At 46.2% G+C, this 21,161-nt stretch carries 13 protein-coding genes; all 13 read right to left on the bottom strand.

What is annotated here, in order from left to right:
* Positions 1–11: 11 nt before the first annotated feature.
* Positions 12–770, bottom strand: a complete 759-nt coding sequence (locus tag FS818_RS22285) for a DeoR/GlpR family DNA-binding transcription regulator (RefSeq protein ID WP_145334811.1) — start codon at positions 768–770, stop codon at positions 12–14.
* Positions 771–793: 23 nt separating this feature from the next.
* Complete coding sequence (gene kduI, locus FS818_RS22280) at positions 794–1,633, bottom strand: 5-dehydro-4-deoxy-D-glucuronate isomerase (RefSeq protein ID WP_090924443.1); 840 nt, start codon at positions 1,631–1,633, stop codon at positions 794–796.
* 316 nt (positions 1,634–1,949) lie between these two features.
* Complete coding sequence (locus tag FS818_RS22275) at positions 1,950–7,559, bottom strand: fibronectin type III domain-containing protein (protein ID WP_145334808.1); 5,610 nt, start codon at positions 7,557–7,559, stop codon at positions 1,950–1,952.
* A gap of 238 nt (positions 7,560–7,797) precedes the next feature.
* Complete coding sequence (cyoD, locus tag FS818_RS22270) at positions 7,798–8,127, bottom strand: cytochrome o ubiquinol oxidase subunit IV (protein ID WP_090924960.1); 330 nt, start codon at positions 8,125–8,127, stop codon at positions 7,798–7,800.
* A complete protein-coding gene (cyoC, locus tag FS818_RS22265) occupies positions 8,128–8,748 on the bottom strand; it encodes a cytochrome o ubiquinol oxidase subunit III (RefSeq protein ID WP_090924959.1) in 621 nt (206 codons plus the stop codon).
* A complete protein-coding gene (locus tag FS818_RS22260; protein WP_145334806.1) occupies positions 8,749–10,719 on the bottom strand; it encodes a cbb3-type cytochrome c oxidase subunit I in 1,971 nt (656 codons plus the stop codon).
* Between the two features lie 21 nt (positions 10,720–10,740).
* Entirely contained in the window at positions 10,741–11,712 is a 972-nt protein-coding gene (gene cyoA / locus FS818_RS22255) for a ubiquinol oxidase subunit II (protein WP_145334804.1), read from the bottom strand.
* Positions 11,713–12,034: 322 nt separating this feature from the next.
* Positions 12,035–12,298: a hypothetical protein gene (locus FS818_RS22250; RefSeq protein ID WP_090924956.1), complete on the bottom strand. Its 264-nt coding sequence runs from the start codon at positions 12,296–12,298 to the stop codon at positions 12,035–12,037.
* A 340-nt stretch (positions 12,299–12,638) separates the two neighbouring features.
* The gene (locus FS818_RS22245; protein ID WP_145334802.1) at positions 12,639–13,985 is read right to left on the bottom strand and encodes a GH1 family beta-glucosidase; all 1,347 of its coding nucleotides are present in this window, start codon (positions 13,983–13,985) and stop codon (positions 12,639–12,641) included.
* Between the two features lie 402 nt (positions 13,986–14,387).
* On the bottom strand, positions 14,388–16,073 hold the full coding sequence (locus FS818_RS22240) for an ABC transporter substrate-binding protein (RefSeq protein WP_145334946.1): 1,686 nt from the start codon (positions 16,071–16,073) through the stop codon (positions 14,388–14,390).
* A 163-nt stretch (positions 16,074–16,236) separates the two neighbouring features.
* Positions 16,237–17,937, bottom strand: coding sequence for an ABC transporter substrate-binding protein (locus tag FS818_RS22235; protein WP_145334800.1), 1,701 nt, complete (start codon positions 17,935–17,937; stop codon positions 16,237–16,239).
* Between the two features lie 396 nt (positions 17,938–18,333).
* Positions 18,334–20,013, bottom strand: coding sequence for an ABC transporter substrate-binding protein (locus FS818_RS22230; protein ID WP_145334799.1), 1,680 nt, complete (start codon positions 20,011–20,013; stop codon positions 18,334–18,336).
* 243 nt (positions 20,014–20,256) lie between these two features.
* Entirely contained in the window at positions 20,257–21,159 is a 903-nt protein-coding gene (locus FS818_RS22225) for a carbohydrate ABC transporter permease (RefSeq protein WP_145334797.1), read from the bottom strand.
* Positions 21,160–21,161: the final 2 nt, after the last annotated feature.

Below are 21,161 nucleotides of genomic sequence, written 5' to 3'. Positions count from 1 at the left end.
AATACATGAAGTTAACTTGTGTAATCCACGTTGACACCACTCTGCCTGTATAAAGCCGCTGTCTCTTCGTCCAGATTCCGGTCGCTGATAATATAATCCAGTTCAGAGCACTGTGCGAAGGTACGGAGTGCAAATTGCCCGAATTTGTAATGATCCACCACGCCAAATACCTGCTGCGCGGCCGCAATCATTGCTTTCTTCAGAGGAACCAGATCGCCTGTATAGATGGACAAGCCAAATTCAGGATGAAGCGCCGTTGTTGAAATGAAGGCTTTGTGAATGTTCAGACCGGAAATAAATGCCGCCGTATCTTCACCCACCAGCATATTACGCACACGCGCTCCACCAGGAACGACCAGTCGCACCTGCTCCTTTTTCGTCAGCTCTGCGATGATGTATAAATCACTAGTGATCACCGTTAGCGGCTGGTTGTCGAGCCGCTTGGCCATCTCTAGCGTGGTGCTACCACCGTCCAGTGCTACAATATCCCCGGGCTTAATGTACGCGAGGGCTCGTTCGGCAATCTCGGTTTTCTCGGACTGGTGTTTCTCCAGTGCCCCGCGGCTGTTCAGAATCCCGTATTGGTCATTCTGAGCCAGCATCGCTCCGCCGTGTACACGCACAAGCAATCCCATACTCTCCAGCTTATCGAGATCCTCTCGCACCGTTTTGCCAGTCACCTGCAACAGTTCGCTCAGGTCACTAACCGTGACCTCCTGGCGTTCCAGCAGAGCCTCCATGATCTTTTCATGTCGTTTCAATGGATTCATCTAATCAACTTCCTATTTCGTTCTTATTTCAGATCCTTCATCGCTACGCCGTCCATGTCTTCGAACGTTTGGTTTTCTCCAGCCATTGCCCAGCAGAAAGTGTAGTTGCTTGTGCCCACACCGCTGTGAATAGACCAGCTTGGAGAGATGATCGCCTGACGATCACGTACAACGAGGTGACGCGTTTCCGTCGGCTCACCCATCATATGGAATACAACGCCATCTTCGGGCAGGTTCCAGTACAGGTACACTTCAGAGCGGCGGTTATGCGTATGTGCCGGCATCGTGTTCCACATGTTACCTTTGTTCAGTTCAGTGATCCCCATCACCAGCTGACAGCTCTTGATTCCGCCTTCACCTTGGTGAATGTAACGGTAGATGGTACGTTCGTTGGAGGTTTCGATGCTGCCGAGGTGGTTCGGCTGTGCTTGCTCTTGAGTTGCTTTTACCGTTGGATAGGTATGGTGAGCCGGTGTAGAAACAAAGTAGAACTGAGCTGCCTGCTCTGTGCCATTGCTCTTGAATACCACTTCCTTTACCCCTTTACCGATGTAGAGGCATTCTTTGGCTCCAATTTCGTACACTTCTCCGTCCGCTGTTACTGTACCTTGTCCACCCACGTTGATGATACCGATTTCACGGCGCTCCAGAAAAAAGTCCGTTCCGATATCTTTCAAGTTGACTTCAAGGGTAATGTCCTTGCTCTGTGTAACCGCAGTTCCGACAATGTAACGATCCACATGAGAGTACACAGTCACCAGTTCGTCTTTGGCAAACAATTGCTCCATAAGGAATTCCTCACGCAAACGAGCTGTATCATACGTTTTTACTTCATTCGGGTGTGCTGCATAACGGTTTTCCATTTGTTATCCATTCCTTTCGTCTTGTGAATTAAGTTTAGAGTTGAGCTCATTGATGCTTTGTGGCTTTCAATAAGTTCACTATTGTTTATTAAAGTTCATATAAGTTCATTTTAGTTCATTTCCTATCATTTGTGTACCCTTATTTTATGATTCATGCAAATCATTGAATTTTGTTGGCTATTTCTAGTAAAACTTGTGACTCCAGTTAACCATACAACTCCCCACGAAAAAAAGATGATTTCTGCAAGATGCAGAAATCACCCTTTTTAGTCAACTCTCTTTTTTAAGATCGCTTGATGAATTGAACTTCATTACATTAGATCAATTCGGACTTTTGAAGAAGCTTCTGGATAATCGTGGCTACCTCAGCTCTTGTAATATAAGCCTTAGGTACAAGTGCTGTGGCACTTCTGCCGGATATGATGCCTGCTTGTACACTTTCCATAACGCTACTTTGTGCCCACTGAGAGACACTAGCCGCATCTTGGAATGAATGAAGTATTCCATCTGTCGATTGTACAGGTTGCTTTTCCTTCAATCTGGTCAGAGTCATTGCCTTGGAAAGGATCACCATTGCCTGTTCTCGTGTAATCTTATCCATCGGTCGGAAGGTACCATCTGGATAGCCATCAAGCAATTCGTATGCATAAGCCGTACTAATTACACTGCTGTACCAATCGGAAGACTTAACGTCCGAGAAAAGCGTAGTCTCGTTCTCAAGTTTAAGCCCCAGTCCTCGAACAATGCTGGCCGCGAATTCCGCGCGTGTAATATCTTGGTCGGGATTGAACTGTTCATTGCCGGTACCGTTGACAATCATTCGGGAACCCATATCGTTCACAGCTTTTTTAGCCCAGTGCTTCGCAACATCACTGAATTCTAACGGGTGCCAGACAACCGTATAAGTACTGTTTGTTAAACTGTTGATCCGAGCGTAATACATTCCCTCCTTGAAAATCACTTTGGTTGGTACATGTCTTACTGATCCATCCGGCTCTACCACCAAACCTGTTGTAATCTTATTCGGATCAATACCGTTCGGAAGAGCAACGCTTCTTTCAACATATGCGTTAAATTTTGATACGTCAATGGTCGTGCTTCCATATGTTGCGCTAATCTTGAAATCCGTCGGTGGGGCAACGAGCGTGAGCCCATTCTTCCCTGCCGCTTGGTCTACCACTTGCATCATATCCGTTATTGGAGCGGCGATTTCAATGCGAACTTTGATGTCTTGCAGGTTCAACTCTTTACCCAATTGGGCGGATAGGGCATTAATATTTATTTGTTGAGCTGGCAACGTATATGTTGCTCGGGCTGTTCTAATCTCCAATGTTGCACTATAGCTTTCCAGATTTTTAATCATCTGACCGTTCAATTCACCAATCACAATATCCGATTTCGTATTAACCGGTAAAGTCACTACGGCTCCAGAGCCTTCCGATGCAAGCTTGTTGTCCAGCTTGTTCTGGTCGACGGATATCGTGGTTACGCTTTGATTGTTGCGTTGCGATGTCGTGGCTGTACCCGCACTCTCCACTTTCCCGTTAACAAGAATGTCTACTCCAGTAGTGCCGCTTGAAGGAGCGCCGCTACCCGAACTGCTATTTACCGGACTGGTCGGCGAACTTGGTACGTTAGGGATATTAGGCACGTTTGGCACGTTCGGTGCGGTATTCGTCGATACGTTTGAGACCACATTCGATGCGCCAGCGTTCGTACCGCCAGTAACCACAAGACGGAAATCGTAGGACGTGGCTGGGTTCAAGCCTGTTACCGTGCCACTTGTGGCGTTTGCTAAAATCGCTCCACTCGTTTGTGCCGTTGTCCATGTGTTCGCACCCGCAGGGGATTGTTCGATTACGAGTCCGGTCGCTCCGCTGGCTTCTGTCCAGCTAAAGCTTGCACTTGTACTCGTCTTCGCCGTATTGGCAAAGTCCGTAAGAGGCACGCTTGATGCATTATCCGTTGTTATGTTCGAGACCACGTTCGATGTACCGGCATTCGTACCGCCAGTGACTACGAGGCGGAAATCATATGACGTGGCCGGGTTCAAGCCTGTTACCGTGGCACTTGTGGCGTTGGTCGCAAGGGTTCCGCTTGTAGACGCTGTAGTCCATGTGTTCGTGCCCGCTGGCGATTGTTCGATCACCAGCCCGGTTGCTCCGCTGGCTTCTGTCCAGCTAAAGCTTGCACTTGTACTCGTCTTCGCCGTATTCGCAAAGTCGGTCAGCGGCACGCTCGGTGCATTATCCGTCGTGATGTTCGAGACCATATTCGATGGGCCCGCATTCGTACCTCCAGTGACCACGAGGCGGAAATCATATGACGTGGCCGGGTTCAAGCCTGTTACCGTGCCACTTGTGGCGTTGGTCGCAAGGGCTCCGCTTGTGGACGATGTTGTCCACGTATTCGTGCCCGCTGGCGATTGCTCGATCACCAGCCCTGTTGCTCCGCTTGCTGCTGTCCAGCTAAAACTTGCGCTTGTACTCGTCTTCGCCGTACTCGCAAAGTCGGTGAGCGGCACGCTTGGTGCATTGTCTGTTGTGATGTTCGAAACCACGTTCGATGTGCCAGCGTTCGTACCGCCAGTGACCACGAGTCGGAAGTCATACGACATGGCTGGATTCAATCCTGTTACCGTGCCACTTGTGGCGTTGGCCGCAATCGTTCCACTTGTTTGTGCCGTTGTCCATGTATTCGCACCTGCTGGGGATTGTTCGATCACGATTCCGGTTGCTCCGCTGGCTGCTGTCCAGCTAAAGTTTGCGCTTGTACTCGTTTTCGCCGTACTCGCAAAGTCGGTCAGCGGCACGCTTGGTGCATTATCTGTCGTGATGTTCGAGACCACGTTCGATGTGCCAGCGTTCGTACCGCCAGTGACCACGAGTCGGAAGTCATACGACGTGGCTGGGTTCAATCCTGTTACCGTGCCACTTGTGGCGTTGGTCGCAAGGGTTCCGCTTGTAGACGCTGTAGTCCATGTGTTCGTGCCCGCTGGCGATTGTTCGATCACCAGCCCGGTTGCTCCGCTGGCTGCTGTCCAGCTAAAGCTTGCACTTGTACTCATCTTCGCCGTATTCGCAAAGTCGGTCAGCGGCACGCTCGGTGCATTATCCGTCGTGATGTTCGAGACCACGTTCGATGGGCCCGCATTCGTACCGCCAGTGACCACGAGACGGAAATCGTACGACGTGGCCGGATTCAATCCTGTTACGGTTGCACTTGTGGCATTGGCCGCAAGGGCTCCGCCTGTAGACGCTGTAGTCCACGTATTCGTGCCCGCTGGCGATTGTTCAATCACAATTCCGGTTGCTCCGCTGGCTGCTGTCCAGCTAAAGCTCGCACTTGTACTCGTTTTCGCCGTATTGGCAAAGTCGGTGAGCGGCACGCTCGGTGCATTATCCGTCGTCACGTTTGACACAATGTTCGATGTGCCGGCGTTCGTACCGCCAGTAACCACGAGTCGGAAGTCATATGACGTGGCTGGGTTCAATCCTGTTACGGTTGCACTTGTGGCATTGGTCGCAAGGGCTCCGCTTGTAGACGCTGTAGTCCATGTGTTCGTGCCCGCTGGCGATTGTTCGATCACCAGCCCGGTCGCTCCGCTGGCTGCTGTCCAGCTAAAGCTTGCGCTTGTACTCGTCTTCGCCGTACTCGCAAAGTCGGTGAGCGGCACGCTCGGTGCATTATCCGTCGTCACGTTTGACACAATGTTCGATGTGCCCGCATTCGTACCGCCAGTGACCACAAGACGGAAGTCATATGTCGTGGCCGGGTTTAATCCTGTCACCGTGCCACTTGTGGCATTGGCCGCAAGGGCTCCGCTTGTGGACGATGTTGTCCACGTATTCGTGCCCGCTGGCGATTGTTCGATCACCAGCCCTGTTGCTCCGTTGGCTGCTGTCCAGCTAAAGCTTGCGCTTGTACTCGTCTTCGCCGTACTTGCAAAGTCGGTGAGCGGCACGCTCGGTGCATTATCCGTCGTGATGTTCGAGACCACGTTCGATGTGCCCGCATTCGTACCGCCAGTAACCACAAGACGGAAATCGTAGGACGTGGCTGGGTTCAATCCTGTTACGGCTGCACTTGTGGCGTTTGCTAAAATCGCTCCACTCGTTTGTGCCGTTGTCCACGTGTTCGCACCTGCTGGCGATTGTTCGATCACGATTCCGGTTGCTCCGCTGGCTGCTGTCCAGCTAAAGCTTGCGGTTGTACTCGTCTTCGCCGTATTCACAAAGTTAGAGATCGGTGCCATCCTGTTGATACTGATCTTGTAGTACAAGGTTGTATTGTCTTCCGCAACAACTTTGATGTATACATCTGTTCCTGAACCGGATGTAAGGTTTACACTGCCGACATCAGGCGTCACGAAAGTACTGTCTGTTCCGTAGAAAGTTACCGTTGCTCCTGCGTCCTGCTTGACGATATCCCCGGCCGATACAGATGATACTCCATTGCTTACCTCGATGGTTGCAGTCTTCGGAGCTGACGTCGTACCCGCTTCCGAACCTGTCGTTAGGGTCTGCCCCAATACGCTGGTCAAAGTTGCATCACCACTCAAGCCGGAAGAAGCAAAGAAGTCAGTTTGTTTGCCAGAAACATAACCTGCCTCCATGTTAGTCCCATCAAAATACTGCAGCATCAGATTTCCAGTCGAAGGAGCGAACGGATAGAGGACATTCAGACTCTTACCCAGCAGGTTGCTTAATTCGGGAATATCAATCAAACCCTTATTCCATGTATTGTTGCCTGAGAATTTACCGTAATAGTAGAAAGAGGCCGGCTGATAAGTACTTGTATCAATTGAAGCTACAAATATAAACATATTGTCGTTCTCATCAATAACTAAAGACCCGTTAGGCTGTCCACTGGGTATCGCAGTTGTTGCTGCAACATCAATGCTATCAATTATTGTTGTTTCCCAGGAACCACCGCTCCCCGTATTAGATGCAATACCAAAACCACCATTAAAAAGGTTGCTATATACAACATAAATGTGACCTGATGAATCTATTGCCGATCCGTAATAAGAATAATAGTTATCATCTCCAGTTAGCACTTTAGCTGAAGTGGCAAAGGGGGCGCTGGATACATAGATATCCGGACCAATCCCCGTCTCAACGGAATAAACAACACTAAAGTTTCCGTTGTTATCATCCAAGAGACTGTTAACACTAACATTATCCCCTGTATTCAATATAGTCTCGGACCAAGTTGTATTTGAATTCGAACCAACTTTAATTTTAATATGGTAATCATTCTGACTTGTATTTGAATTTTTCACATAGGCAATAGCAGCCTCACCCAATGAATTCACTTGAAGTTGTAGCGATGTATAAAAGTAACGGGTTGCACTTAATTGTGTAGGAAGCCCCTGTGTCTCCATTTCAGAAAATTCATTTGACCAAGAATTGCTGTTTGTATTGTATGTGCCGTAATATATTCCTTTGGTATAGGAGTACCAATTCAAATCATGGAAAGAACCTGTTTTTATAAAAGCAACGTGTAATGTGCCGTTGGTGTCAACTGCCATCTTTAATTCCCCATAATAGACATCAAATTGGTTCAGTCCAACCGCTGCGTTGACACTTGTTTCTAGTGAAAAAGAATTGCTCGCTGAAGTCCATTTATAAATTTTAAAATCCTTAATACCCTGGCTTCCACCTTGAATAGTTCCCATTTCAGGATATGCGAGATACAAGTCTCCATTCGCGGCTTGAGTCGTTGCAGAAGGGATACCGTAGAAACCGGGATATGAATTGCTTGTAATCCCTGAAGCAGCCCATACAGGAAAAGAATGCAAACTAACGAAAAGTACAATTGCCATGAAAGAAGAGAACATCTTATTAAGGTAGCTCTTCGCATTTTTTGTTGGATGGGATAAATGTCTTTGCAACCCGACTTTTTCAGCTGTGGCCTTTTTCATCGCTATTCTCCTTTTTATTGAACCGTAGACTATGCAAAAGTTATTACAAAATCTTATTTTGCTCGAGATTACATCACTGATTTTAAAATCCTAAATTTAAAGTTTCGCTCCAGCCCCTCCCACAAATCATCCCTATAAAGTCTTTATCGGTTTGTAACCTTACTGCCATCAGGCCTAATTGAAAAAAAAAGAACCTTCCTGTCTGAAATTCAGACAAGAAGGTTCTCGTTAAAGACTATTAATGTGCAACTGCGTTGTTCAGCATGATCCAGATCGAACCAATAACGATGGTCAACATCATCAGCAATCCGAAAATGAGAGCCATCACGTTCCAGCGAGGTTTCTCTGTTTCACGGATATGCATGAAGAAGAAGAGTTGAACGACAAACTGCAGTGCCGCAGTTCCCAAAATAACAATCATCGTTCCTGTTTTACCCATCATGTCGTTCAGCACCACTACCAGAGGAATGATGGTCAGAACGATGGACAGTATGAAGCCGATGACATAAGACTTCAGGGAACCATGTTGTTCATGGCCATGAGAATCATGTGCGTTGTGCTGTGCCATCTACATCACCCCCATCAGATAGACGATGGTCAGGAGGAAGATCCATACAACGTCCAAGAAGTGCCAGTACAAGCTGATTACGTTGATTTTACCACGAGTGACATCGGTAATACCCCGTTTTTTCAGTTGGAACATTAAGCCGATCATCCAGATCAAACCGAGCGATACGTGAAGTCCGTGAGTACCTACCAGGGTAAAGAACGCGCCGGATGCTGCACTTGTTGTGTAGCTGAATCCTTCGTGAACCATCTCAACAAACTCATAGATCTCCAGGGCAAGGAAGCCTGCACCCAGAACGGCTGTAACGATCAACCAGTTAATCAATTGTTTTACTTTGCCTTGGTTCATTGCCAGAACCGCAAGTCCGCTCGTGAATGAACTTGTGAGCAACAAGAAGGTTTCAGCAATAACACCAGGCATTTTGATCAGTTCAGACAAAATCGGTCCGCCCGCCGTATTGTCACGCAACACAATGAAGGTTGCGAACAATACGGAGAACAGGATAACGTCGGAAATCAGGAAGAACCAGAATCCGAGAATTTTCATTTCCTGTGGATCATGGTGGCCATGGTCATGACCGTGTGCATGATTCTCACCGTGTTTAGCGGCTGCTTGAGCCATCTATACCGACCCCCTTAACGACGCTTCGGTACGCTTGATTTCATCGACCGGAATGTAATAATCCGTATCGTAAGAGAAGGAACGAGCAATCATGCAGATACCCACGCCAGCGAGTCCGAGGATTGCCATCCACAGCCATCCAAAGACGAAGCCGAAACCGGCAACGAACCAGAAGACAGACATAATGAACGGAATCGAGGAATTTTTCGGCATATGAATTGGCTCATATACAGGCTCAGGCGGATGAATTCCTTTCGCACGACGTTCTTTCTCTTCCCACCACTCATCCACATCATCTCCGCGCGGTGTAACAGCGAAGTTATATTCTGGAGCTGGTGAAGGAATCGACCACTCGAGCGTACGACCATCCCATGGATCGCCAGAAGCTTTGAGTGTTTTGTATTTGCGAATACCGTCTGCAATTTGTGCAACTTGGAACAAGAAACCAACGCCCATCAGGAATGCCCCGATTGTGGATACGAAGTTCAGTTCCCACCAGCCGGTATCCCAGCCGTAAGTGCTCAGACGACGAGTCATACCCATCAGACCGACAGCGTACTGCGGCATGAAGCACACATAGAAACCAATATTCCAAGTCCAGAATGCCCATTTACCCAGTTTCTCTTCGAGTTGGAAACCGAACATTTTTGGCCACCAGTAGTACAGACCTGCGAAGTATCCAAAGACAACGCCACCGATCAATACTTGGTGGAAGTGGGCAATCAGGAAGTAACTGTTGTGGAACTGGAAGTCAGCAGGAGCAACGGATAACAGAACCCCTGTCATACCTCCGACGATAAAGCACGGGATAAAGGCAAGTGTCCACATCATCGGAGTGGCCATGCGTATCCTTCCTTTATACATCGTAAACAGCCAGTTAAATATCTTAACCCCTGTTGGAATGGCAATCAACATCGTCGTAACCGCGAAGAATGCATTCACGTCCGCTCCGGAACCCATCGTGAAGAAGTGATGCGCCCATGTGAAGAAGGACAGGAAGCTGATGATCAACATCGCGAATACCATCGATTTATAACCAAACAGTTTTTTCTTGGAGAACGTACTTACGATCTCGGAGAACACACCAAATGCCGGCAAGACGACAATGTATACCTCAGGGTGACCCCACATCCAGATCAAGTTGATATACATCATTGGGTTGCCGCCCAGATCAAGCGTGAAGAAATGCGCCCCGGCAAACCTGTCGAGGAAGAGCAATGCAAGCGTCACCGTCAAGATCGGGAATGCAAACAAGATAATGATACAAGTGGAGAATACCGACCATGTGAACATCGGCAGTTTCATCCATTTCATGCCTGGCGCACGCATTTTAATGATGGTAACCATAAAGTTGATACCGGTTGCCAGGGAACCGATACCCGATATCTGGATACCCCATATATAGAAGTTCTGTCCTACCCCCGGACTGTGTGACAGCTCCGATAGAGGCGGGTAACTCAGCCATCCTGCATCCGGTGAACCACCGATAACGAAGGACAGGTTGAACAGCATTGCGCCCAGGAAGAATAACCAGAAGCTCAGTGCGTTCAGGAACGGGAATGCCACGTCCCTTGCTCCGATCTGTAACGGCACAATGACGTTAAACAAACCGAACATAAATGGCATCGCCATGAACAGGATCATGATCGTACCATGTGTTGTAAAGACCTGATTATAGTGTTCTGGATGTAAGAAATCCATATTAGGCATAGCCAGCTGCAGACGCATCATCAATGCATCCACACCACCACGGAACAACATGATAATGGAAGCAATGATATACATAATACCGATCTTTTTGTGATCGACAGTAGTTAACCAGTTACGCCAGAGCCAGCCCCATTTTTTGAAATAAGTCAGCACCGTTACGATCGCAATGGTCGTAATCCCGATAGCCACGTCTGCTCCATAGATCAGTGGGTCGCCGGTAACGAAAAACTCCGATGCAAACTCCTTTAATCTCTCTAACATTGGGGGCCTCCTTTCGAATCTTTAGTTCGTACTTGTATTTAATTTCGGTACAGACAAGGATTTATCTCCAACAGCAGACTCGTTCGAGCTTGAACCTTCATGCTTGCTGTGAGCACTTTTACCGTCAACAACATATTTAGTTACGATTTTCTGGAACAGTCCTTCAGGGAATGCAGAATAATACGCAACATTGCTTGTTCCTGGCTTAGCCAGCGTGTCATACGTTTCTTGAGTCATTGGCTGGGATTGTTGCTTCACTTCAGCTACCCATTTATCGAATTCTTCATCCGACGTTGCATTGACATCAAAACGCATCTCTCCAAAGTGTTCACCAGTGAAGTTCGCGCCTGAACCCCAGTATTGACCCTCATGGTCAGCTTGCAAATACAAGGTCATTGCCATTCCTGACATCGTGTAAATTTGTCCACCCAATTGCGGAATCCAGAACGAGTTCATGGGTGAATCCGCAGTGAGCTCAAATTTCACAGGCCGGTCTGCAGGAATATTCAATGTGTTAACTGTTGCAATGCCCTGCTCAGGATAGAGGAACAACCATTTCCAATCCAGTGAAGATACCTGAATCGTAATTGGCTCTTTCTCATGTGCCAGTGGTTTGGAAGGCTCCAAATCATAGGTGTAGCGCACAGTAACGATGGCCAAAAGTCCGATGATGACAATCGGAATTGTCCACCAGATGACTTCCGCCTTTGTACTATGAGCCCAGTTTGGCTTGTACTCGTTTTTGTTTTCTGGTTTGTCGCGGTAACGCCAAACGATTACTGCAGACATAATCAACACAGGGACGATGACAACAGCACACAGAAGAGTTGAAATAATAATCAAATCTTTCTGTGCAGCGCCAATAGGCCCCTTCGGATCCAGAACAACATACTGCCCGCCTGCCAGCATTGGCCAGACAATCAACGCAATTGTAACCAACGTCAGGACTACCGGAATAATAATCCGGATAAGCGACCTAGGTTTCTTGTTCATTTTGATCCCCTCTCCTTAAATATTCGCTAATACTAAAAAATCAGTATACTACTCTCTTCTCACTAAAGATATCAGAAACGAGCGACTTTTTTGTTCATGTTAACAAATTTGTCGATTTTACACCCTAAATGTGTGAATTTTTTCTCACAAATCGCTTGATCGGTTGATATTTGTACATTGTAATCTTTACACTTCAGGTCACAAAATAAAACCCTTTGCAGTCACGTTGAACAATTGTCAACGAATCCGCAAAGGGCTTTATTGACTGGATTTCCGGGGAATATTCCAGTCTTATTATGGACGATTTTACGCAAGATTATAATTAATCTGCACCTTCATCTTCATGCCGTGTATGAACCAGACCAATCGATTTGGCAATAACGTAGATAAATACGCTACCTACGAGAAAACCAATGCCTACCATTAATCCCAAATTGCGATCATTAAAATCATTCAAGTTAATCAGGCACAGTACGACTCCAGTAATGAGGGCAACCCATGCCAGAACTGTCATCGTCAAAACTGCGCGACGCATATTTTTATCTTTACGCTCTAATTGGCTGACCATTGCTGTTTTAGATGCCATAGTAAACACTTCCTTTTCCCTTTTTGTAAGTGCTTTCCTAATACCAATATACCACATCAGTATGAATTTTAGTCAACAAATGTTCAAATTATTTTCTTATTTTTGACACTTTATTTCTCCAAAACATATTGACAAATACATCATCGCCATCACCATACTTCTTATAACCCAAAAACAATCATTTTATAACAGAAATTTAGTTAACCTTTATGAACAATTTAGTAAGTTCCGATTTCACTTGTGACAAATAGAAAAAGACGGCCTGTCGGAGAAGTCCGACAGAACCGCCTATATATAGTAGAAAAAATAATTTCTGTTAAAAAAGACATTCGCTTAGAATCTAGTTCCGGATCTCCAGCCAATTATTTTTAATCACGCTTTGATACCAGTAAAAGCTTTCCTTAGGCGTTCTTACAAGCGAACGAAAATCAACATGCACCAAACCAAACCTCATCCGGTAACCTTCAGCCCACTCATAGTTATCCATCAGCGACCAAGCCATATAGCCCTTCAGGTTGATGCCATCATTGATAATGCGGTGGATCTGCGCCAAATGTTGCTCATAATAAGAAATGCGGCGATCGTCGTTAATTTTACCATTTTCCAGATCGTCGTTAATACATGCACCATTCTCGGTAATATACACATCCACGTTGCCATACTTTTGCAAGTAATGCATAAATTCATACAGGCCGCGTGATTCAACCGGCCAGCCGATATCTGTTTTAATCAATCCCATGTTCATTTCTTCCGACTGAAGCACACCCGCTTCGGGATTATGACGGTTAATGCCCATCGTATAATAGTTAATGCCAAGCAAGTCAATCGGCTCAGAGATAATTTCCATATCTCCATCTTGAATCGGTACAGTTGCTCCTGCTTCAGCAAACCAGTCCACCAGAAACTGAGGATAGGAGCCTTTATAGATTGGATCAAGGAACCAGTCTGTATTCAGCGCGATAGAGCGGTCACACGCTGCCTGATCCTCAGCAGATTTACTATATGGTTCAGCCCAGCATACATTAGGTGCGATACCGATCTGACCGGTAATCCCCATACGGCGGAAGGACTGAACAGCTTTACCATGTGCAACGAGTAGACCATGAGCCACGTTAATTGCCGTTTGCACATCTTTATTACCTGGTGCATGAATGCCCAGCATGTTGGACAGGAACGCAATACACCATGGTTCATTAAAGGTCAGCCAGAAGTTGATTTTGCCTGAAAATTCTTTGAAGATCACTTCAGCATATTTGACAAATGCATCCACCGTTCTGCGGTTTCCCCAGCCCCCGTTATCCTCCAGTGTCTGCGGCAAATCCCAATGGTACAGTGTGAGGAACGGTTCAATACCAGCATCTAGCAGAGCATCTACAAAACGATGATAGAAATCCAATCCTTCACGATTGATCTCTCCATCCCCATCTGGAATAATGCGCGGCCACGCAATAGAGAAACGATACGTGTTAATGCCAAGTTTCTTCATTAGTGCAATATCTTCTTCATAGCGGTGGTAACTGTCACACGCAACATCACCATTATCACCGTTAAACACTTTACCAGGGGTACGTGCGAATGTATCCCAGATGGATACTCCACGCCCTCCCTCTTGTGCAGCCCCCTCAATCTGATAGGACGCGGTTGCGGTCCCCCACCGGAAATCTTGCGGAAATTGAAAAATCGTCATAGCTAAATCCTCCATTTCAGATGACGTACAGATCGTGCATCCCACGTCATTCAATAGTAATAGGGTCATGCATGTAAGGCATGATTTCCATTGATTCCATCTCGCTTATCGCTTAAATTATTTCATCTTCCGAAATAGGCAAATAGCGAAACTAGTTTCCTAAAACGTTTTCGAACATGCTTAAATAAAAAAATAACAAAGGTGTAAACATGAAAAACTTAGAATTTATCTGTTTTGTTGACTGGAAGTGCTTACAATAAGAGGATTATATGCGATTTCAAAAATGACGTCAATGCTTCTCGTTACAGAATTATCAAAAGATATAACTACAGAAAAAAAGCCCTCACAATGAGGGCCGTTTCCTATTACTTCGATTTGAAATTGGAATAAAGATGAACATTATTATTTCACATCTTTACCTGTCCACAGGGATACACGATCTTTGATCCATTCCGTGTATTGTTTTTCCATCTCCACTGCACCGGCTTTGTCGAGTTCAGCCAGGAATGCATCATAGGTTGCATCGAAGTTCGCCGGTGAAGTCAGAACAGCTTCCGGAATACGTTTGCGCACGATATCCTGTGTTTTCTGGAATTTCACACTGTAATCTGTACCGGAAGGTACGGGCATATTGTACGCTGCCCCCCACTCTTTCAGCTTCAGATCGTCTTCAGCAGGATAGAAATCCTTCCACGTGTTAATGCCATAAGCTTTCAACGTTTCCTTCTCAGCTGCCGTGTATCCGGCCTGAATCTGTTCAGGGAAGTTGGTTGTGAAGTAATTGTCCGTCGCATCCTTCACGCCATCACCGTATCTGGCACTGAAAATGTTATACATGCCGATACCCGTTTCTTTGGTGAATGCGGAGTTATCGTTTACTTTACGATCCTGTATATCCTGCGGAACGACACGTTTGCCATCCTCTACTTTGTAATGTTCATTTTCAATGCCCCAGTTTCTCAGGACTTGACCTTCGTCGGATGCGAGCCAATCCATGAACTTGATGATGCGAACCGGATCTTTGGCAGACGTCGTGATCCCGATGCCGTAACCGTCAAAGCCGGTTGGTTGGAATGTATGGTCTACGATGTCCTTGTTCAGAGACACAGAGAAGTGAGCATACGTGCTGTCATCCTTACCTGCGGATTTGAGCGCATTCTCGGCTTCACCATAGTTCCACTCCTGATCAATCAGACCCAGAACACGGCCGCTGGCGATTTTGGACTTGTACTGGTCATCCTTTTGCACAAATGTATCTTTGTCCAAGAGACCTTCGTTGTACATTTTGTTCAACCAGCGGAAGTATTCTTTCTCCTCTGGACGTTTATAATGAAGCATCGCTTCATACGTCTCAGGATTGATGTAATACTCCCCATCATCCGGTGCACCCGTTGCCTGGAAGGCCGGATTCGTGACGGTAATCATGATTTTCCAGTCATCGGCATTCAGCGTCAGTGGAATCGTTGGCTGACCATCGATGGTAGGATGTTTTTCATAATACGCACGAAGTACATTTTCGTAATCTTCCAGTGTTTTTACTTCAGGGTAACCCAGTTCTTTCAATACCTTTTGCTGGATTTCGAATCCGCCTGTAGCGTCAAAGACAACGTTATCTACCCCCATGTTGGTCGGGATGGTATAGATCGCTTGATCTTCGGTGCTATATTTCAGACGGTTCATCTGATCACCATAGATTTTTTTCAGGTTAGGAGCATGCTCCTCAATCAGATCGGTGAGGTCGATCATTGCACCTGCATCCACCAATTTTGACAAGTTTCCTTTTGGGAAAATCATGTCTGGATAGTCTCCGCTGGCCGCCATCAGCGCAACCTTCTGGTCACCGCCATTATTAACATCATACTCAGCTTCAATCGTAACGCCGGTTTGCTTTGTGATTTCTTTACCAACGGCATCCTGCATGTTGTTCCAGGTTGGACTTGGGTCCGCACCAAAGAACGAGATCGTAATCGGGTCGGTACCGCTGGATTCGGTAGTCTCTTTACTACCGGAGTTACCGCATCCAGCCGTAACCAACATTGCACTAGCCAACATTAACATTGCGAACGTCTTGGGTGTTTTTCCTGTCATTCTGCCTTTCATTTTGCCTCTCATTTGTCTATCTCCCCTATTTATGAAGGTTTTATCTGTATAACAGGCTTGGTGCCTGTGAATACCGCATCTTATTTGAGCCAAGCTTGATCCTGAAAAATATAATTACAATTCCCTTCAATGCATTGATCATGCTGAACACTTATTTCACATCTTTACCAGTCCACAGGGATACACGATCCTTGATCCATTCGGTGTACTGTTTTTCCATCTCTACCGCGCCTGCTTTATCCAGTTCGGCCAGCAACCCGTCATAGAGACTGTCAAATTGATCCGGCTTCGCCAAAATCGCTTCCGGAATACGTTTGCGGATGATATCCTGTGTTTTTTGGAAAGTAACGTTGTATTCGGTATCGGAAGGCACCGGCATGTTATATGCTGCACCCCAATCCTTCAGTTTCAACTTATCCTCAGATGGGAAGAAATCTTTCCATGTTGTGATGCCATACGCTTTCAACGTTTCTTTCTCCGCTGCTGTATATCCAGCCTGAATCTGTTCAGGGAAGTTCGTTGTGTAGTAGTTATCTGTGGAATCTTTCATACCATCCCCATATCTGGCACTAAAGATGTTATACATTCCGACTCCAGACTCTTTCGTGAATGCGGAGTTATCGTTCGTTTTACGATCCTGCACATCATCTGGTACGATGCGTTTTCCATTCTCGACTTTGTAGTGTTGGTTCTCAACACCCCAGTACCGGAGCACCTGGCCTTCGTCAGAAGCAAGCCAATCCATAAACTTGATGATACGAACAGGATCTTTCGCAGACGTTGTAATACCGATACCGTAACCGTCAAAGCCGGTTGGCTGGAACGTATGATCTACGATGTCTTTGTTCAGGGAAACGGAGAAGTGGGCATATGTGCTCTCGCCATTGTTTTTGGATTTGAGCGCATTCTCAGCTTCGCCATAGTTCCACTCCTGGTCAATCAAACCGAGAACGCGGCCACTGGCGATTTTGGATTTATACTGGTCGTCCTTCTGAACAAACGTATCTTTGTCCAAGAGACCTTCGTTGTACATTTTGTTCAGCCAGCGGAAATATTCTTTCTCCTCCGGACGTTTATAGTGCAGCTTTGCTTCATATGTCTCCGGATCAATATAATACTCACCATCGTCTGGTGCTCCTGTTGCCTGGAAAGCCGGGTTTGTAACCGTAATCATAATCTTCCAGTCATCGGCATTCAGCGTCAGCGGAATGGTAGGTTGCCCATCAATGGTTGGATGTTTCTCATAATACGTGCGGAGCACATTTTCATAATCTTCAAGTGTTTTCACTTCGGGATAACCCAGCTCTTTTAATACTTTCTGCTGAATCTCGAATCCACCCGTAGCGTCAAATGCTACGTTACCTACACCCATATTCGTTGGAATCGTATAGATCGCCTGATCTTCCGTGCTATATTTCAGACGGTTCATCTGGTCACCATAGATTTTCTTCAAGTTAGGCGCATGTTCCTCAATCAGGTCGGTTAGATCAAGCATTGCACCTGCATCCACCAGCTTCGACAGGTTTCCTTTAGGATAGATAATATCAGGGTAATCTCCACTAGCAGCCATCAGCGGAATCTTCTGGTCTCCGCCATTATTCACGTCAAACTCTGCTTCAAGCGTAACACCGGTTGCCTTCGTGATCTCTTGCCCAACAGCATCCTTCATGTTATTCCAGTTCGGACTGGCATCGGCTCCGAAGAATGTAAAGGTGATTGGCGTGGTTGTATCCCCCGTATCCACCGGTTTTTCTTCAGCTGATTTTCCTCCGCTAGTTCCGCATCCTGCTGTGATCGCAAGAGCGCTCGCTAACAAAAGCATTGCAAATGTTTTTGGTGTTCTGCCCTTCATGTATAATCCCCCTTTGGATAAAATGAAGCTGTGTATTTGTACAACAGGACACGCCTGCTCATACCATATCCGGGTGAATCGAATGTATTTCTCAGATGCAGTAACATTAAAAGCGCTTACCTATTTCCTAAAACGATAAGGGATGCGATTCTGACCTAACCAAGCTCTGATAACTTCCCAGTCATACAATTTAGTGCTAACTTGAGAGATTATCAAAAGTGTACAAGTAATTGTAAGTGCTTTCACAGTTGAATCATAATCGTTAAAAAAATCCTTGTCAATAGCTAATTTAACAAAACTAAAACGGTTTCACTAAAACGTTTTCTGTATAAAACAAACCCGATATTCCGGGTTTTGTTCTATTTTTCAAGTGGACAAGTCTGTACTATCCCAACACTAATCAGCGTTCCACAAACGAACGCGATTTTGAATTAAAACCGTATATTGTTTTTCCATTTTTTCTGCTCCCGCCTGGTTTAGTTCAGCGATCAAGCCATCATAGATGGCATCAAATTGATCCGTCGAACTTAAGACAACTTCGGGAATCCGTTTGCGAATAATATCCTGTGTTTTCTGGAAAATGACATTATAATCCGAGTCCCCTGGTGTAGGCATGTTATAAGCTGCTCCCCAAGGTTTAACCGGGAATGCTTCTTCCTTGGGAAACAGGTCCTTCCAAGTGGATGCACCATATGCCCGTAGGGTCTCTGTCTCTGCCTGGGTATATGAAGCCTGAATTTGTTCAGGGAAATTCGTCGTATAATAATTATCAGTCGAGTCTTTTACACCATCCCCGTAACGTCCAGACATATTTTTATATAGTCCAATGCCAGACTCTCTCTGGAAAGCAGAAGCATGGTTTGTTTTTTGATCCTGGACTTCTGCAGGAATTACACGTTTGCCATCCTTGATTTCGTAGTGCTTGCCTTGTATGCCCCAGTTCATCAAGATCTGACCTTCTTCAGAAGCCAAATAATCAAAAAACTGGATGGTGCGCACCGGATCAGGGTTTGAAGTCGTTATGCCTATTCCCCAGCCCGATACAAATCCCGTGTCTTGAAAAGAATGATCCTTCATGTCTTCGGACAACGTCACCGGAAAATGGGAATAGGTTGCCTCCGCTTTGCCCGCCGATTTCAATGCGTCCTCAGCGTCGGCATATCCCCAATCCTGATCAATGAGACCCAGCACGCGTCCACTCGCAATCTTGGATTTATACTGATCTGATTTTTGTACAAAGCTTTCCTGATCTAACAAACCTTCGTTGTACATATGGTTCAACCAGCGGAAGTACTCCTTCTCCTCTGGGCGCTTATAATGTAACTTCGCTTCATAGGTGACTGGATCAATGTAGTATTCGCCGTCATCCGGCGCGCCTGTCGCCAGAAACGCAGGATTCGTAACGGTGATCATGATTCTCCAATTATCAGCATCCAGCGTTAACGGAATGGTCGGCTGACCATCCGTCATGGGGTGTTTCTCGCTGTAAACTCGCAATACATTTTCATAATCCTGAAGCGTACGAACCTTGGGGTATCCCAGCTCTTTGAGCACACGATGCTGAATACCGAATCCCCCGCCGGCATCAAAATACTTCTGGTCCACCGCATAATACGTCGGCAATACATAAATAGACTGATCCTCGTTGCTGTATTTCAACCGATTCATGGAATTACCATATAGCTTTTTCAGGTTGGGAGCGTGTTGTTCAATCAGGTCTGTCAGGTCGAGCATCGCTCCAGCATCAACCAGCTTGCTGAGTTCCCCTTTCGGGGAAACGATATCTGGATAGTCTCGACTTGCTGCCATCAGGGATATTCTATCCTGTCCCCCGCTAACGGCAAATTCACCGTTCAGGATGATGCCTGTTTTGGCTGTAATGACCTTGCCCACTTCATCCTTCATGCCATTCCAGTTCGGACTCGGATCAACACTGAAAAAATCGAACGTAAGTGGAGATGGCGCTCCGCTTTTATTCGTAAGTGACGTTTTACCGCCAACGCCTCCATCACAGGCTGTGAGCAAAAGTAAAGCCAGAACAGGCGCCAGTGCGACCTTCATTTTGAAACTGGACATAATGGTAATCCTCCCTATTCATACGTCTGTCTTATACGGAACTGTTCTGTTCCTCTCTATAGCTTCATGAACATCCTCTGCCGCCGTAGCTGTAAATCATGCCGTACGGCAGCAGTTCGGATATTCAGAGCTTCTTGTATAAGTACTTTATTATAGGTGTACGATCCATTATTAAGCCAGTCTTCACATGAGATTACAGGTCTATGCTACGAGATTACAGGTCTATGCTACGAGATTACAGGTCTAAGCCTTTACGGCTCCAAGCGTCATCCCGCCAACAAAATACTTTTGCAGGAATGGATATACAATCAGAATTGGTACGGTAACGACGATCGTAATCGCCATTTTGATCGACTCTGGAGAGATTTGCGTCATTTGCTGTGCCATATCATTCGCATTCCGTCCGGCTCCCGAACCTTGTTGTGTACTTTGCAGTACTTTCATCAACTCGTATTGCAACGTCGTCAGATGTGCTTTTGAGCCGTTATACAGGTACGTATCGAACCACGCATTCCACTGACCTACTGCCAGGAACAAAGCAATCGTTGCGAGTACCGGCTTACAGAGCGGCAAAATAATGCTGTAATAGATTTTAAAATCATTCGCACCGTCCAGCTTGGCTGATTCCTGCAAGGCATAGGGCAAGCCGTCAATGAATGAACGGATGATAAATACGTTCCAGGCACTGATCATGCCAGGCAATACGTATACCCAGAATGTACCGATCAGGTTCAGGTCACGCATCAGGATGTATACCGGAATCAGACCACCCGAGAAATACATCGTCAGCGCCAGTGTTGTAGATACAAACTTCCGAAGACCGAAGTCAGGTCTGCTTAGCGTAAAGGCAATCATGGATGAACTGATTAGTCCAAGCAGTGTGCCCACGAGCGTACGCATAATGGAGATTTTTAAGCCCTGGAGCAGACCTTCATACTGGAAGATCGTCTGATAGTTCTGTAATGTAAATTCACGAGGCCATAAGTAAATTCCGCCGCGTACCGTATCCGCTGAGTTGTTCAGTGAGATCGCCAGTACGTTAAGGAATGGATAGAGTGTTACAATCAGCACCATGGTCATCGCGAGGATATTGAATATATCGAACACTTTATCGCCCCGTGTGGCATTGAATGTTTTGTTCGCCATAA

This window comes from Paenibacillus xylanexedens (assembly GCF_007680605.1).
In the GTDB taxonomy this organism is placed as follows: Bacteria; Bacillota; Bacilli; order Paenibacillales; family Paenibacillaceae; genus Paenibacillus; species Paenibacillus xylanexedens_B.
The sequence above is the reverse complement of the archived record's forward strand: the minus strand, read 5'-3'. Positions and strand labels throughout refer to the sequence as shown.